The organism is Geomicrobium sediminis (assembly GCF_016908595.1).
Classification (GTDB): Bacteria; Bacillota; Bacilli; order Bacillales; family Marinococcaceae; genus Geomicrobium_A; species Geomicrobium_A sediminis.
The window spans coordinates 100,079-116,510 of the sequence record NZ_JAFBEC010000004.1 but is presented as its reverse complement, the minus strand read 5'-3'; the positions used below and the strand labels follow the sequence as shown (position 1 = coordinate 116,510).

The 16,432-nt window shown below is 42.2% G+C and carries 15 protein-coding genes; all 15 read right to left on the bottom strand.

What is annotated here, in order from left to right:
• Positions 1-33 precede the first annotated feature (33 nt).
• Positions 34-573 carry an ATP-dependent protease subunit HslV gene (hslV, locus tag JOD17_RS08130; RefSeq protein WP_042360246.1) on the bottom strand — a complete coding sequence of 180 codons (540 nt, stop codon included), beginning with the start codon at positions 571-573 and terminating at the stop codon, positions 34-36.
• An 11-nt stretch (positions 574-584) separates the two neighbouring features.
• Positions 585-1,484: a tyrosine recombinase XerC gene (gene xerC / locus JOD17_RS08125; protein WP_204696891.1), complete on the bottom strand. Its 900-nt coding sequence runs from the start codon at positions 1,482-1,484 to the stop codon at positions 585-587.
• A 57-nt stretch (positions 1,485-1,541) separates the two neighbouring features.
• Complete coding sequence (trmFO, locus tag JOD17_RS08120) at positions 1,542-2,855, bottom strand: FADH(2)-oxidizing methylenetetrahydrofolate--tRNA-(uracil(54)-C(5))-methyltransferase TrmFO (RefSeq protein WP_204696890.1); 1,314 nt, start codon at positions 2,853-2,855, stop codon at positions 1,542-1,544.
• Between the two features lie 194 nt (positions 2,856-3,049).
• Positions 3,050-5,137, bottom strand: a complete 2,088-nt coding sequence (gene topA / locus JOD17_RS08115) for a type I DNA topoisomerase (protein WP_204696889.1) — start codon at positions 5,135-5,137, stop codon at positions 3,050-3,052.
• Between the two features lie 126 nt (positions 5,138-5,263).
• Positions 5,264-6,118: a DNA-processing protein DprA gene (dprA, locus tag JOD17_RS08110; RefSeq protein WP_204696888.1), complete on the bottom strand. Its 855-nt coding sequence runs from the start codon at positions 6,116-6,118 to the stop codon at positions 5,264-5,266.
• 62 nt (positions 6,119-6,180) lie between these two features.
• Positions 6,181-7,092 carry a succinate--CoA ligase subunit alpha gene (sucD, locus tag JOD17_RS08105; protein ID WP_169962153.1) on the bottom strand — a complete coding sequence of 304 codons (912 nt, stop codon included), beginning with the start codon at positions 7,090-7,092 and terminating at the stop codon, positions 6,181-6,183.
• Positions 7,093-7,111: 19 nt separating this feature from the next.
• A complete protein-coding gene (gene sucC, locus JOD17_RS08100) occupies positions 7,112-8,272 on the bottom strand; it encodes an ADP-forming succinate--CoA ligase subunit beta (RefSeq protein WP_204696885.1) in 1,161 nt (386 codons plus the stop codon).
• Positions 8,273-8,427: 155 nt separating this feature from the next.
• Entirely contained in the window at positions 8,428-8,946 is a 519-nt protein-coding gene (locus tag JOD17_RS08095) for a GNAT family N-acetyltransferase (protein WP_204696884.1), read from the bottom strand.
• A gap of 97 nt (positions 8,947-9,043) precedes the next feature.
• A complete protein-coding gene (locus JOD17_RS08090; protein WP_204696883.1) occupies positions 9,044-10,846 on the bottom strand; it encodes an ABC transporter ATP-binding protein in 1,803 nt (600 codons plus the stop codon).
• Positions 10,847-10,863: 17 nt separating this feature from the next.
• On the bottom strand, positions 10,864-12,618 hold the full coding sequence (locus JOD17_RS08085) for an ABC transporter ATP-binding protein (protein WP_204696882.1): 1,755 nt from the start codon (positions 12,616-12,618) through the stop codon (positions 10,864-10,866).
• A 159-nt stretch (positions 12,619-12,777) separates the two neighbouring features.
• Positions 12,778-12,951, bottom strand: coding sequence for a hypothetical protein (locus tag JOD17_RS08080; RefSeq protein WP_193745054.1), 174 nt, complete (start codon positions 12,949-12,951; stop codon positions 12,778-12,780).
• The gene (locus JOD17_RS08075; RefSeq protein WP_204696881.1) at positions 12,941-13,261 is read right to left on the bottom strand and encodes an EscU/YscU/HrcU family type III secretion system export apparatus switch protein; all 321 of its coding nucleotides are present in this window, start codon (positions 13,259-13,261) and stop codon (positions 12,941-12,943) included. The genes JOD17_RS08080 and JOD17_RS08075 overlap by 11 nt, the downstream gene beginning before the upstream one ends.
• Positions 13,258-14,691 carry a hypothetical protein gene (locus tag JOD17_RS08070; protein ID WP_204696877.1) on the bottom strand — a complete coding sequence of 478 codons (1,434 nt, stop codon included), beginning with the start codon at positions 14,689-14,691 and terminating at the stop codon, positions 13,258-13,260. Before JOD17_RS08070 ends, JOD17_RS08075 begins: the two co-directional genes overlap by 4 nt.
• Before the next feature lie 16 nt (positions 14,692-14,707).
• Positions 14,708-15,466: a ribonuclease HII gene (locus JOD17_RS08065; RefSeq protein WP_204696876.1), complete on the bottom strand. Its 759-nt coding sequence runs from the start codon at positions 15,464-15,466 to the stop codon at positions 14,708-14,710.
• A gap of 51 nt (positions 15,467-15,517) precedes the next feature.
• Entirely contained in the window at positions 15,518-16,366 is an 849-nt protein-coding gene (ylqF, locus tag JOD17_RS08060) for a ribosome biogenesis GTPase YlqF (protein ID WP_042415571.1), read from the bottom strand.
• Positions 16,367-16,432: the final 66 nt, after the last annotated feature.

Below are 16,432 nucleotides of genomic sequence, written 5' to 3'. Positions count from 1 at the left end.
CCTATCCTTCATTCTTAGAATGATACTAAGCTGTTAAATTTCTTCAATGATTCGCTCATGGTTTGTGTACACACAAATGTCTCCAGCGGTCTTAAGTGCTTCTTCAGCGATCTCCTTTGCGGAAAGAGCTGAATGTTTCGCAAGCACACGTCCCGCTGCTAAGGCGTAAAAACCTCCAGAACCGATCGCAATCATGCCATCATCAGGTTCAATGATTTCACCAGTCCCTGCGACAAGAAGAAGTTTATCTTCATTCATGACAAGAAGCATCGCTTCTAGCTTGCGAAGCACTTTGTCATTACGCCATTCCTTTGCGAGATTAATAGCAGCCCGGTCCAATTGTCCGCTCGCCTCTTGCAACTTGCCTTCAAACATCTCAAAGAGCGTAAACGCATCTGCAACAGAACCTGCAAATCCTGCAAGAACTTTACCGTTGTAGATTCTGCGAATCTTCTTAGCTGAGTGCTTCATGACTGTCGCTTGACCGAACGTTACCTGTCCATCACCTGCCATTGCACCTTTACCGTTATGTCGGATTGCAAAAATTGTCGTAGCATGGAATGAATGTTCCATGTTGCCTCCTTTCAGGCACGTGGGTGTGCACCTTTGTATACGTGACGAAGACGATCTGTCGTTACGTGCGTATACTTCTGCGTCGTACGGAGGTTCTCATGACCGAGAAGTTCTTGTACTGAACGCAGATCAGCACCTTCATTCAACAGATGAGTTGCAAACGTATGCCTTAGACTATGCGGAGAGATTCGCAAAGTGCGCGAAGCTTCCTGTACACGTTTCGTTAGTGTATGACGTAAACCACGATCAGTAAGGGGAAGACCACGAAAATTTAAAAACACATGCTGTGCTTCTTCGCGCATTAAACGCTTTCGTCCATCTTCAAAATACCTCTCGAGTGCATCAATCGCAAAAGCGCCGATTGGAACGTATCGTTCTTTACGTCCTTTCCCTAAGACATGAACGGTTTCTGTCACGAAATCAAGATCCGTCATCTTCAAATTCGTGCATTCACTCACTCGTATTCCCGTTGCATACAGCAACTCTATGATCGCAAGATCTCTTTGTTTTAGTGGGTCATCTCCACGACAAACTTCAAATAGGGATTGAAGCTCCTCTTCATAGAGGAAGCGTGGCAGTCGATTGGGCTGCGAAGGAAAGTGTGTAAACGATGTTGGATTCTCAAGAATCATTGATTCCCGTTTTAAGAAGCGATAAAACGTCCGTAATACCGAGAGCTCGCGAGCAATACTCGTTCGCTGTAACCCTTTATTGTGCATTGCCGTCAAGTAAAGTCGTACGTGGAGACGCTCAGCATTCAAGCACCCTGCATCCACGCCTTCTTCGTTTAAGAATTCCTCCCAATCACTTAACCCACGAGTGTAGGCAGTAAGTGTATTGGGAGAGGCATTTTTCTCCACTTGCAGATATTGAAAAAACTTCTGATAAGGATCTTGTGCGTTTGTACACATGATCATTCACCTCAATAAAGCGACTAAATCGTACCATATAACTTTGTCGATATCAACCTAAACGCCTTGTTTTTTCATAAAATTCTGAATGGACTCCAGTGCTACTTGGCCGAGGTGCTCATAGCGTTCTTTTTTCTTCATTTTCTCGGCTGGTCTAGGAACGAGACCGAAGTTAGCGTTAATTGGTTGGAAATGATCAGGGTCAGCTGTTGTAATATATTGCGCCATCGCACCGATCATTGTCTCTTTCGGGAAGACAATCAATTCTTCACCTAATACTTGCTTTGCAGCATTTGTTCCGGCAATAAGTCCTGCAGCTGCTGATTCTACGTACCCTTCCACGCCTGTCATTTGTCCTGCAAAGAATAAATCATCACGATCTTTGTATTGATACGTTGGACGCAGTAAACGGGGGCTGTTCATAAATGTGTTGCGGTGCATCACGCCGTAACGGACGATATCTGCGTTTTCCAAACCAGGAATTAGACGAATAACTTCCTTCTGCGGACCCCATTTCATATGTGTCTGAAATCCGACAATATTGTAAAGCGTGCCTTCTACGTTGTCTTGGCGAAGTTGAACGACGGCATATGGACGCTTCCCTGTTCTTGGATCTTCTAATCCTACTGGCTTCATCGGTCCGAACAATAACGTTTTTCGGCCACGACCGGCCATGACTTCAACAGGCATACAACCTTCAAAAAACATTTTCTTCTCAAATTCTTTTAGTGGAACTGTTTCGGCAGCCACGAGCGCATCATAAAACGTATTAAATTCATCTTCTGTCATCGGACAGTTAATATACGCCGCTTCACCTTTATCATAACGAGACTTGTAATAGACTTTATCCATATCAATTGAATCGGTTTCAAGAATAGGCGCAGCTGCATCGTAAAAGTACAATTCTTCTTCACCGGTTAACCCGATAATGCTATCCGATAAAGCTGAAGAAGTTAGAGGACCCGTTGCAATAATTGTCGGACCACTTGGAATTTCGCTAATCTCTTCTCGCACGACATTCACAAGAGGGTGCGCGTGCAAGCGTTCGGTCACTTTCCCAGCGAAATCATGACGATCTACCGCAAGAGCGCCTCCAGCAGGTACCGCACTTTCATCTGCTGAAGAGATAATAATTGAATCGAGTTTACGCATTTCTTCCTTTAATACACCGACCGCGTTCGCTAAAGAATTTCCACGTAACGAGTTCGTACAAACAAGCTCTGCAAATTGTTCAGTATGATGAGCTGGTGTCTTCTTTACCGGTCTCATCTCATATAAGTTAACAGGCACGCCTCGGCTTACAATTTGCCAAGCCGCTTCACTACCTGCAAGTCCTGCACCAACAACGTTTACTGCTTGCTTAGTTGTCATCGCCATCTCCCTTTCAAAAGTCTCTCACTCTTCTTACTATCTAGTATAAATGATAACCCTCTTTGAAGAATAACAAACATTCAGTGACAATCTATGTATTTTCTTTTTTAGCATTCTTTGACATGCAAACGCCCCTTTTGTCGAAAAGGGGCGCTGTAACAATATACCGATTTTTTCTCGTTCTTACAAGCTTTTTAATTCGGATCTTCTTCATAGTCACAATTTGTACACTGTACACGGACTTCTTTTTTCACTTTTTTCTCAACGAGCATGTGTTCACAACGAGGACACGGACGGGCGATTGGTTTATCCCAAGAGACGAAATCACATTCAGGATATTGATCACAGCCGTAGAACGTACGCTGTTTCTTACTCTTACGCTCGACAACGTCACCTTTTTTACACGTTGGACAGTCAACACCGATTTTTTTGACGATCGCTTTCGTATTCCGACAATCCGGGAAGTTTGAGCAAGCCATGAACTTTCCATAACGCCCCATTTTAATTACCATCGGATTCCCGCACAGTTCACAATCTTCACCGGCCGGTTCATCTTTAATCTCGACTTCTTGCATTTCTTTCTCAGCAACTTCGAGACGTTTTTCGAAATCTTGATAGAAGCGATCAATAATCTTAATCCAATTCTGATCTCCCGCTTCAATTTCATCGAGATCTGTTTCCATTTTAGCTGTGAATTTCACATTTAAAATTTCCGGGAAAAACTCAACGATCAAGTCTAAAACAATTTCACCGAGTTCAGTCGGTACGAATCGACGGTCTTCCATCGCTACATAGCCACGACGTTGAATTGTATCGAGTGTCGGTGCGTACGTGGATGGACGGCCAATGCCTAATTCTTCCATCGTACGAACGAGTCTCGCCTCAGTGTAACGCGGAGGCGGCTGTGTGAAGTGTTGATTCTCATTCAACTCATCGCGCGTCGCAGTTTTGCCTTCTTCTAAATCTGGTAGAAAAGAGTTTTCTTCTTCTTTTCCATCGTCATTTCCTTCAATATATACTTTCATAAAACCAGGGAATTTAACTTTTGACCCGGTCGCTCGGAAAATGACACCTTCGTTCGTCAAGTCTACTGACATCGTATCCATGATCGCTGGCGCCATACGGCTTGCGACCATACGTTCCCATATCAAACGATACAAGCGAAGTTGATCTCTTGAGAGATAAGACTTTAATTCTTTCGGCTCTCTAGAAACCGTCGTCGGACGAATCGCTTCGTGTGCGTCTTGACTGTTTTCATTTTGTTTTTTCGGCTTTGTATCTTGACCAACATAGTCACTGCCATACTTTTCTTCAATGAACGTTTTCGCATCACCTTTAGCTGTATCGGAAATACGAGTGGAGTCTGTACGCATATACGTAATTAAACCGACGGTCCCCTCTTTTCCAAGGTCCACACCTTCATACAACTGTTGTGCTAGCATCATCGTTTTCTTCGCTCTGAAATTAAGCTTACGTGCAGCTTCTTGCTGTAATGATGAAGTCGTAAACGGCTGAACCGGGTTTCGCTTACGCTCTTTCTTCGTCACGCTATCGATGAGGAATTCATCACCTTTTAGCTGACCTAATACAGCTTTAACATCATCTTCAGAGGAAAGTGGTTGCTTCTTTGATTTTTCTTTGTTATCTTTCGTGCCATAAAAATTCGCTTCGAACGTTTCTTTTCCATACGAAAACTGTCCTGTAATGGACCAATATTCTTCTGGTATAAATTCTTGAATCTCTTTTTCCCGATCATTAATCATCTTCACAGCGACCGATTGAACTCGTCCTGCACTTAACCCTTTTTTCACTTTCTTCCATAATAGAGGGCTAATGTTATATCCAACAAGGCGATCTAGAATTCGTCTCGCTTGTTGTGCATCAACTAAGTCCATGTTAATCGGACGCGGGTGTTTGAATGCGTCTTTGATTGCGGTTTTCGTAATTTCGTTAAATACTACACGACATTCTGACTCTGTGTCGATGTCGAGGCTATGCGCCAAGTGCCACGCAATCGCTTCCCCTTCGCGGTCGGGGTCGGCAGCGAGATATATGCGTTTGGCTTTCTTAGCCGCCTGTTTCAAATCTTTTAAAACAGGGCCTTTTCCTCGAATGGTAATGTATTTCGGGTCATAATTCTGTTCCACATCAACGCCCATTTGGGATTTAGGTAAATCACGGACATGGCCCATGGATGCTTTTACTGCATATTTTTTGCCCAAATACTTTCCAATGGTTTTCGCTTTTGCGGGAGATTCAACGATTACTAGGTAATCTGCCATCTCGAGTTTCCTCCCCCTTCTTTGTAAATGTAAACCTTCCCTATTATTGAACATGAATTTACAATTTGTCAAACATCCTATGTTTTTAATCGGTGAAATTTTTTGATTTTATGCAGTAAAAATGGTTTATTCCTGAAATAATAAGTCGGTCGCAGACAAGACCATCTGGGCACCATCAAAGATCATTTGGTTCGTTCCTTTTGACGTTGACTCATTGATATTTCCAGGGAGAGCATAGACGTCTTTACCTTGTTCTAATGCACAATCGACGGTAATTTGCGTGCCTGATCGTACACCAGCTTCAACGACAAACAATCGGTCACAAAGACCACTAATAATTCGATTTCGTTCAGGGAAATGCCACTTTTCTGGGGGTTGGGTTGGAAAGTATTCGGAGAGAATGAGATGTTTCGTAGCCATTAGATTTGCGATGCCTCTATTTTCTTTCGGGTAAATATGGTTCAGTCCTCCTGCAATGACTGCGATCGTTGTTCCATTTTTGCCGATCGCGAGCTTATGGGCGTACGTATCAATCCCTCTCGCTAAACCACTGACGATGACGGCACCTTGTTGTATAACAGGTTCAAGTAGATTTGGCATAACAGTTTCTGCATAACGGCTCGGTGAACGCGTTCCTATAACGGCTAACAGATGTTGTGCATGTATTAAATGAAGGTTTCCGGAATAATAAAGTACTGGGGGAAGATCTGGTAATTCATACAGGCGGCGGGGATACTCTTGATCAAAAAGCGTAATAGCGGGGATTTCAGGTGGTTTAAAGTCTGCGTACGGATGTTCATTCCAATGCTTTGTCCACGTTTTAACCGTGTCTGTTTTTGCTTTCGTGTGAAAAGCTAATGAAGCCACATCTAGCGTATGGATTTCTTCTACACGTACGTGTCTAATGAGCGACAATAGATGCTTAGACGATAATTTCCTCGTACTGTGTAAGTAAAGCAGTCGATTTCGTTTTGTGTTCATGTAACACCTCCGTAATCGTATTATAAAAAAAGCCCTTGTTTGTCACAAGGGCTTTTCCTTAATTACTTTACTTCGTGCGTTAAGCAAGCTTCGTAAAGGTTTTGTTCTTTAAGAACGTTAATGAGCGTTTCGCCAATTACTGCTGGAGTTTCAGCAACTTCAATTCCGCAAGCGCGAAGTGTCTTTTGCTTTTCTTCAGCTGTCCCTTTACCGCCAGAGATGATTGCACCAGCATGTCCCATACGCTTCCCTGGAGGTGCAGTAGCGCCACCAATGAAACCGACAACTGGCTTCGTCATGTTATCTCTAACCCATTCAGCAGCTTCTTCTTCTGCTGTACCACCAATTTCACCGATCATGATAACCGCTTTTGTATCTTCATCTTCGTTGAAGAGTTTAAGCGTATCAATGAAATCTGTACCGTTAACTGGGTCTCCACCGATTCCAACTGCTGTTGATTGACCGATTCCGTTACTTGAAAGTTGATCTACCGCTTCATACGTTAATGTACCAGAACGGGAAACAACGCCAACATGACCTTTTTGGTGAATGTATCCTGGCATAATACCAATTTTACATTCTTCAGGTGTAATTACTCCTGGACAGTTCGGTCCAACGAGACGAGTCTTCTTGCCTTCCATATAACGCTTAACATTAAGCATATCAAGGACTGGAATACCTTCTGTAATACAGATTGCAAGATCTAGTTCTGCGTCTACAGCTTCCATAATTGCATCTGCTGCAAATGCAGGTGGAACGTAGATTACTGTTGCGTTTGCGCCAGTCGCTTCAACAGCTTCTGACACTGTGTTAAATACAGGAACTCCTTCAATCTCGGTGCCACCTTTTTTCGGTGTTACACCGCCAACGATGTTTGTTCCATATTCAATCGCTTGTTTTGTATGGAATAGTCCAGTACTGCCCGTAATTCCTTGGACAATAACCTTCGTATCTTTATTAATTAAGATACTCATTGTACTTGGCCCCGCCTTTCTATTTAACTAAAGCTACGATTTTTTCTGCACCATCAGCCATCGTATCTGCAGCTGTGATGTTAAGCCCTGATTCTTCGAGAATCTTCTTACCTTCTTTTACGTTTGTACCTTCAAGACGTACAACGAGTGGAATTTCAAGTCCAACTTCTTTCGTTGCTGTAACGACACCTTCTGCGATAACGTCACACTTCATAATTCCACCAAAGATGTTTACGAAGATTCCTTTCACGTGCTCATCAGAAAGGATAATCTTGAACGCTGCTGTAACTTTCTCAGCAGTCGCACCGCCCCCAACGTCAAGGAAGTTCGCGGGTTCGCCGCCTTTGTACTTAATAATGTCCATCGTAGCCATCGCAAGACCGGCTCCGTTAACCATACAACCGATGTTACCATCAAGCGCAATGTAGCTTAGGTCGTACTTAGAAGCTTCGATTTCTTTTGCATCTTCTTCGTCAAGGTCACGGTATTCTGTGATTCCTTTTTGACGGTAAAGAGCGTTGCTATCAAAGTTAAGCTTCGCATCAAGAGCGAGTACGTCGCCTTGCTTTGTTGTAACGAGTGGGTTGATCTCAGCAATTGAGCAGTCGTTTTCAACAAATGCTTGGTAAAGGCTTCCCATAAATTTAACCGCTTTTCCGAGTGAATCTTGCGGAATGTTCATGTTAAAAGCAAGACGTCTTGCTTGGAATCCTTGTAAACCTACTGCAGGATCAATATACTCTCTAAAGATCTTCTCTGGAGTCGCTTCTGCAACTTCCTCGATCTCAGTTCCACCTTCTTCAGAACCCATAAGGACAACACGGGATGTACTACGATCTAGCACAAGGCCGATGTAGTATTCTTGATCAATATCGCAGCCCTCTTCAATGAGAAGACGCTTAACTTCTTTACCTTCTGGACCTGTTTGGTGAGTCACGAGTGTTTTACCAAGAATGTCGTCTGCGTATGTACGCACTTCATCAAGGTTTTTCGCGACTTTAACACCGCCAGCTTTTCCGCGTCCACCTGCGTGGATTTGTGCTTTTACTACGGTTACGGCTGTACCTAATGAAGACGCTTTTTCAACGGCTTCATCGACCGTAAAAGCAACGTGCCCGTTCGGTACAGCAACGCCGTACTTGCGGAGCAATTCTTTACTCTGGTACTCATGAATATTCATGTTATTTCCATCCTCCCTATGAGTACAATCGGTTACATCAGATGTGGTCCTAGACAAGCAATCTGCTTGTCATAAGTTCATTTCACACATTTTTTATCATAGCATAAAAACGTTTTCTACTAAAGGTTAAAGTACCGAAAATGTCGAAAAACGTCTTACGTAACAATTTTACTCATGAGAACGTCTTCAACGTATGAGCCGTCACTCTCTTTACGGTGACGTGGTTTTTGACCTTCAACCGTGAATCCTAGCCGTTTGTACAAAGCAATTGCTCGCTCGTTGTGCGCATAGACCTCTAATGAGACCTTCTCGATTGCTGGATCATTATTAGCAAAAATCAACAATTCGTTTAACAGCTTGTGACCGAGTCCTTGATTTGTATAACGTTCTTGTATACTCATCCCAAACATTCCATTGTGAGAATAATGCGGTCTTGATGGCCTGCTGAACGTGAGCATACCGATAACTTCATCACGGTGTATGGCAACGAGCATTATACCTGTTTCATTTTGGTGCTTTCGGATCCTTGCTAGCTCATGTTCTATAGTCGGTTGATATTCCTTTGCGGTTCGTCCCATAAATGAAGCATTCTCTTGCAAGACAACCTGTTTGTGTCGAATAATATCAACGACATCTGTAACGACAGCTTGACGGATTGTAATCATATCGTCCATAATTTCCCCCTTAACGAATGAAGAAGCGCGAGTAGGTGACATCCCTGAAAATCACTGGGTTTCGTCAGCTTCCCGCGCTACTGATGAGTTGGATCAATTATACAGTTAAAGCTTTGAATTGGCTCATAACGAGATCATAATATTTGCCTTCTCGTTTCATTAATTGCTCATGATTTCCATTTTCCAGAACGTTTCCTTGCTCTAATACGATAATATTATCTGCCTCACGAATAGTCGATAATCGATGTGCGATCATAATTGACGTTCGCCCGTGCAATAACGTTTTTAATGCTTGTTGGATTTTGACTTCGGTTTCAGTATCAATACTTGCGGTTGCTTCATCTAGAATGATAATCTTCGGATCTGCCAATAGCGTTCTAGCAAATGATAATAGCTGTCGTTCACCGACACTAAGCACGTTTCCTCGTTCTTCTACTTCCGTTTCATATCCATTTTGTAATTTTTCAATAAAATGATTCGCTCCAATTGCCTTTGCCGCTTGCTCCACTTCTTCGTCCGTTGCATTTGGTTTCCCAAAGCGTATGTTCTCTCGGATCGTTCCTGAGAAGATGAACGTGTCTTGCAATACCGTGCTTACTTCTTCACGTAAACGATGGAGCTTGTAATCTTTTAAATCAATGCCATCAAGCATAATGCGACCATCTGTAGGATCGTAATAACGAGAAATTAAGTTCGCAATGGTTGATTTCCCAGACCCTGTATGACCAACGAGTGCGATCGTCTGACCTTTTGGAATTGATAGGCTAATACGGTTTAACGCTTTACGACTTTCATCATAAGCAAACGTGACCGCTTCAAATTGAATTTCCCCTTTAAGATTCGTTGCTTCATTGCCATCGTGTTTTGATTTCACATTCGGTTCTTCATCGAGAAACTCGAAGATTCGTTCTGAAGACGCCATCGCAACGAGCAGTTGATTGTACACTTGGCCGAGTCTAGAAATTGGCTCCCAGAACATTCCGAGGAAAAATGCGAAAGAAACGAGAACACCAAATCCGATTGAACCTGTCATAACAAGATACGCCCCATACCAAATTAAAACGGCTGAACCGAGTGCGTTTGCCATTTCTACAAATGGACGGAAAACCGCACTTTTCTTAGATGCTTCATCCCATGCATCGTAATTTTCTTTGTTCACACCTCTAAAAAAGGACATGTTGTTTTCTTCTTGTGAAAACGATTGGGTGACTCTGACACCTTGAATGCTTTCATTTAAATGAGAGTTTAATTTCGATTGACGAATTCTTACCGTTTGCCAAGACCGTCTAATGTTACGACGTAGTTTCGTCGAAATAAAAAACATAATAGGCAGTACAATCAGCACAGCAAGTGCAAGTGGTGGGCTTAACGTAAACAGAATGATCACGATGCTAATGAGCATGATGATGTCCATTAACATGTTAATAATTCCGTTTGTGAAAAGCTCTTGCAATGCATTCACATCATTGACGACTCTTACGAGAATTGAGCCTGCTGAACGGTTATCAAAGAACCGGTTAGATAACCCTTGGATGTGGTTAAACAATTGCTTTCTCAACGCATGAATTGCATTTTGTCCAATTTCATTCGTCCATTTAATTCGTAGTCGGTTTGCAAACAAAGAAAAAATATAAAGAAACAATGCAAGTACCGCTAGTTGCAGCATAAGCTCGTAATCTTCATTTGCTAGTGCAAAATCCAAAGCCCATTGACCAATAATGAGAGGGACGATCAATCGCACAGTTGTCGTAATCAGCATCGCAACGATCGCTTTTACGATTAAGGAACCACTTTCTTTCATGTAATGAAGTAAGCGTGCTAATTTTTCCCAGTTGAACGGTTTTTCAATTGCTGTATCTTGACTATATCGAAAACGCTCCATTACCCTCGTTGTTGGCATTGACACTTTCCCTCCTTTCACCGTATGGACTCTTCCTGAATCGTTTGCAAATCTTGATATTGAATATCATAGATTCGTTTATACATGCCGCCTTCTTTAAGTAACTCACTGTGCTTCCCACGTTCTTTCATTTTCCCGTTTTCTAACACAAAGATTTGATCTGCATGTTGAACGCTTGATATGCGGTGAGCAATAATGAACGTTGTGCGCCCTTTCATAAGTTCACGAAACGCTTTTTGAATTTTCACTTCTGTTTGCATATCAACCGCACTCGTAGCGTCATCTAAAATTAAAATACTTGGATTAACTAACAATGCTCTTGCGATTGAAATTCGTTGTTTTTGTCCACCAGAAAGCCCCATTCCCCGCTCACCTAAAACGGTGTCATAACCACTTGGTAAAGCTTCAATGAATTCATGGGCATCTGCTCGTTTTGCGGCCTCCACAATCTCTTCAAGTTCGGCTTCCGGACGTCCGTAAGAAATATTGTCTCGGATCGAAGATGAAAACAAAAACGGTTCTTGTAGAACAAATCCAATATTTTCTCGTAACGTTTTAATTGTATACTCTTGTACTGCTTTTCCATCAATCTTAACTTGCCCATGAGTGGCTTCGTAAAAGCGAGCAATTAGTTGTGTAACACTTGATTTACCTGCCCCTGTTTGACCCATGAGACCAATTGTCTCACCATGCTTCACTTGAAACGAGACATGTTGTAACGCTGGTTTTTCTTCGTTAGGATAATAAAAGGAAACGTCTTCAAACGACACATCACCGGTAAGTCGTCCTGCATTAATCGCTGTATCATGGTTCTTTATATCTTCTGGTTCATTTAATACTTCAAGCAAACGCTCACCAGAAGCTTTTGATTGACTAAACGTATTAATGATAAAACCTAAATTCATTAATGGTCCCATAATGTACCAGACAAGGCTAAAAAATGCGACAAATGCTCCTGGCGTTAGGGTGCCATAGATTGCTAGATAGCCACCGTAAGCAAGTAAGAGCACTACAGCAACGTTTCCGATAAATTCCATAACCGGAAAATACTTTGACCAAATGCCTGACGTGTACAAGTAACGATCGCGATAATGGGAGTTCTTCTCATCAAATCGATCTTTCTCGAACTCTTCTTTTGACAATGATTTTACTGTGTTCATGCCACTAACATTTTCTTGAACACGCGTATTTAAACTTGCCATTGAAATACGAATCTCTTTAAATGCAGGGTGAACAAATTTATCAAAACGCTGTACCGTAAGTGCTAAAATCGGCATCATAAAAAGAGTAATCAGTGCGAGTTGAGGTGAATAATAAAACATTACAATAAGAGAAAAGACGATGATCATTACGAAGTTAAACAATTGCGCAAACCCAAATGACAAGAAGAACCTGAAGCCTTCCACATCAGCTGTTAGCCTTGACATTAAATCCCCTGTTCGAGCGTTATCGTAATAGCGAAAAGGTAAGTATTGCAACTTTTCATACAATGCTTTACGTAATTCATAAACGGTTTTTATCCCGAAAACATCGCCCCAATACTGATGGAAAAAGGCAGCTAACCCTTTGAACATCATGACGATAATAAAGCCAATTGCTAGCATAGGAATGAGGTCATAGTTTTGGTTAACGATTCCTTCATCAATGGCTAATTGCAGGAAAATCGGGTAGACGACCGTAAAGCCAGTCACAAACACTAAAAAGAAAATAGATCCTAGAAAGTAACGTCGATACGGCCAATAGTACTGTCTTAAAGCCTTAAATATTTGCAAAATTACACCTACTTTCAAGCGAAGTTCAGAAAACAGTCACCAAGTAAATATAACGCTTTTCGAAATAAATTTCCAGTGAATATTCGGAAAAATTTCAAAAAACATAAATAAACGTACAAGAGATGGAGAGTTTAGACTTTCCATCTCTTGTACGTTTACTTAATCATTCTTTTTATTTTTTTCTTCTTGAATCGTTTTTGTCATATCTTTTGCTTTGGCATCTTGTTCTTGCACACTATGGTGTACACCAAACTCATGCGCCATTTCTTCTTTGTATTGATTAATCATGTCTGATGCACCTTGAACATCAAGTAAATTCTTCTTATTTGCCATGAGTCGAACCCCCTTTGTCAGTAACATTCCCAACTTCGTGAATTTCTTTCATTTCACGATCAATTTTATAGACAAAGGCAAATACTTCAGCGACCACTTCATACAGCTCAGACGGAATCGGCGCTTCAACATGTAAGTGCGTCATCAGTTCAGCGAGTGCTTCATCTACAACAACAGGGGTATCTGACTCATTGGCAGTTTGTTCAATTTTTTCTGCGACGGTACCGTGACCTTTTGCTGTTACGACCGGTGCATGATCGCTTTTTGCATCATGCCGAAGTGCAGCTGCAAATTTTCGTTTCGATTTCATACACGCACGTCCAATCGATGATTCGTTGTCATCTCTTGATTTGAACTTTTTAACACCGGTAGTTGTTCATTTGCTCGTAACCATTCAAATGAAGTTAATGAAAACCCTAGCTCTTTTAACTTCTCTTTAAAGGGTGGCACTAAAATCGGTTTAATCCAGTGAGGTTCATCCATTTGATTATAGACGGTAATCGCTAGTTGCTGCTTTTGACGACGCACATCTACGACTGTATCTTGCAAATGCGGTAATGTTAAAAAAAATAGCACTCTTTCTGTTTCTTCAAGCTGTTCTTTAGGGTCGTCCATCATAATAAGCACATCTAAAAATGTGTCATTCACGTGCATCGGTACGATGATTGGTTGCGCTTGTGACTCATGGAAGAGCGTTGCACCAACAACTTGTTGAAACACCGTTGCTAACTGTGCTTTTTGTTGCACCGGTAATTCAGATGAAACGCCTGCCTGAAGTAGTGCTCTCAAGGATACATGATTTTCACCACGTAAAAAGTCACGCACTTGAGTGGCTTGAATACGTTCTTCTTTAAAGAGTTGTTGTAATACGAAACGTTCTTCCTTAGTAAGACCTTTTGCGTGTAACAGTTGACTCATCGTAGAGGCTTGCTCTTTTTGACTCATCTGTACTAGCTTTTGCTCGAACGTTCGCGCATGTTCGGCGTCCATCATCGTCCCTCGTTCAACCCATTGTAGCCTTGATAGTAGTTCAGTCGCTCCTTGTTGTCTTACACCTTCTCCACGAGTCGCATCATGTATAATCTGTTGCAAACGAGAAACTTGCAACAATTCACGGTTGCCAACATCACGCGAAGTAGAAGCGTGTTCTAACAACTGTAGAAAACGCGTCGTAGATTCTGATTGCGACTGTAATTGTTGTAATTGCTGTTTGAGCGTATGTAATCGTTCACCAAGTGTCAGAGAAGACGTTTGAAACGTATGCAACGCATCAAACGTTGCTTTCGTCGCCGGAAACTGACGCTCTTGCATGAGCGCCATCGTTTGCAATGCATTTGGCTTAACCGTGCCCGCTTCCTTTAATAGCGACGCTAATTGTTGCATCTGTTCTTTCGTAAACGCTACCTCATGTTTTACAAAATGATGAAAGAGCGCTCGCTCAAAACGATCAGCACGCTTTCCTAACGTCTCGTTAACATCAACTTGATTCGTTTGTTGGATAACTTTTAGTTGAATCTCGCGACCGGTCTGCTTTACTTGAAAGACATAGCGTTTGTTCGCTTCAAGCGCCGCTTCCAGACGCGCAACAAATGAACCGTTCTTCGTCTCAATCGCCGCGAACTGTCCATTATAGATGGTCTTCACTTTTCCGCTAAACCACTCTCCTACGCGAAGACCATGAAATGATGATGTCTGCTGTGTACGGTTCTCAGTGCTATGTAGTGGACCACTGATATTCACTTTGACTTCACCTTCTTTAATATAAACGATCTGCTACAGGACGAAAACTTCTGCGATGCACAGGCAACAATCCGTATTCATCCATCGCTTGTAAATGCGCACTTGTCCCATAACCAACGTGTTGATCAAACCCATACTGTGGGTACTGTTCGTGTAACGTTTTCATGTATTTGTCCCGCGTTTCCTTTGCGATAACAGATGCTGCCGCAATGCTCATACTTCTTGAATCACCTTTAATAAGTGATGTCTGACGAATCGTGACTGGGAGCGTCATCGCATCAACGAGCAAATGATCTGGCGTCGTTTTTAATCCAGTGACTGCACGTACCATCGCTAACTTTGTGGCTTCATAAATGTTGAACTCATCAATTTCTTCAACACTTGCCTCACCAATGCTTACAGTACAGCGGCTCATAATTTCATCGTAGAAATACGCACGATCTCGTTTACTTAACTTTTTGGAGTCCGTAAGACCTGGAAGAAAAACGTCTTCTGGAATCATGACCGCAGCTGTAGTCACCGGTCCTGCAAGTGGCCCTCGACCGACTTCATCAAGACCTGCGATCTGCCACGTATTGCACATTTGAAACTCTTCATTTCTTTTATCGGTATAGGATTGCATTTTTTCACGTAGAAGCTGTTGTTTTTGCTCATAACTCTTTAATAAATTTTGGACACCTGTTCGTGAATCTGCGCGAAGTTCTTCAAGTCTGGTTGCTGCGATCGTTTCCCCTGCTAACTCTAATTTAATGTCTTTAATCGTTGCTTTTTTCATGATTAGCCCTCTCTATGACGAAAACTAGGGATCCTTCGTCAGACGCCCCGCTTATTGCTCAGGTCGTTCAAGCGAAATTCTCCCTAGTTTTTCAGAACGATATTCTCGTAAAATCAACTCTGCAGTTGCATCAAAATCAATGTCTCCGCCTCCCATGAGGCATCCGCGCTTTCGGCCAATCTCTTCAAACCAGCCAACATCATGTTCTGGTTCTTCTTGAAGCTTGTACCGTTCTAACAAAGATTTTGGGTAGTATTCTTTCATATAACGAATCAAATAGAGTACAACATCTGAAAAATCAAGTCGCTCATCTTTAATTGCACCAGTCGCTGCTAAACGCAAACCGACCGTTTGATCTTCAAATTTCGGCCACAGAATTCCTGGCGTATCCAATAGCTCTAGCTTTTTGCCAACTTTTAGCCATTGGTTCTTTCTCGTCACCCCTGGCTTATTGCCGGTTGTTGCTTGATTCTTTCCTACGAGACGATTGATTAGTGTGGACTTACCTACGTTAGGAATACCAACAATCATCGCTCGTACACTTCTGTGTTGAATGCCTTTTTTACGAAGCTTTTCCATTTTTGGTTCTGCAAGCTCTGTAACAGCAGCAATTAGCTCAGAGATTCCAATGTTCTTCTTAGCATCAATGGTCAGTGCTGTTTGACCAAGGTCACGATAATGTTGTAGCCATTGTTTCGTAACATTAGGATCAGCCATATCTGGTTTCATCAATACGAGAACACGGGGTTGGTCTGTAACGGTTTCATCAAGCACTGGATTTCGCGAGGATTCTGGAATCCGTGCATCGACCAGCTCAATGACCACATCCACTTGGTTTAAAGATTCTTTGATTAGGCGAATCGCTTTCGCCATATGTCCTGGAAACCACTGAATTGTCATCGTCTTCCCTACTTTCCTTACGAACTATAAATAAAAAGGAGCCTGACCAATGGCAAGCTCCTTTTG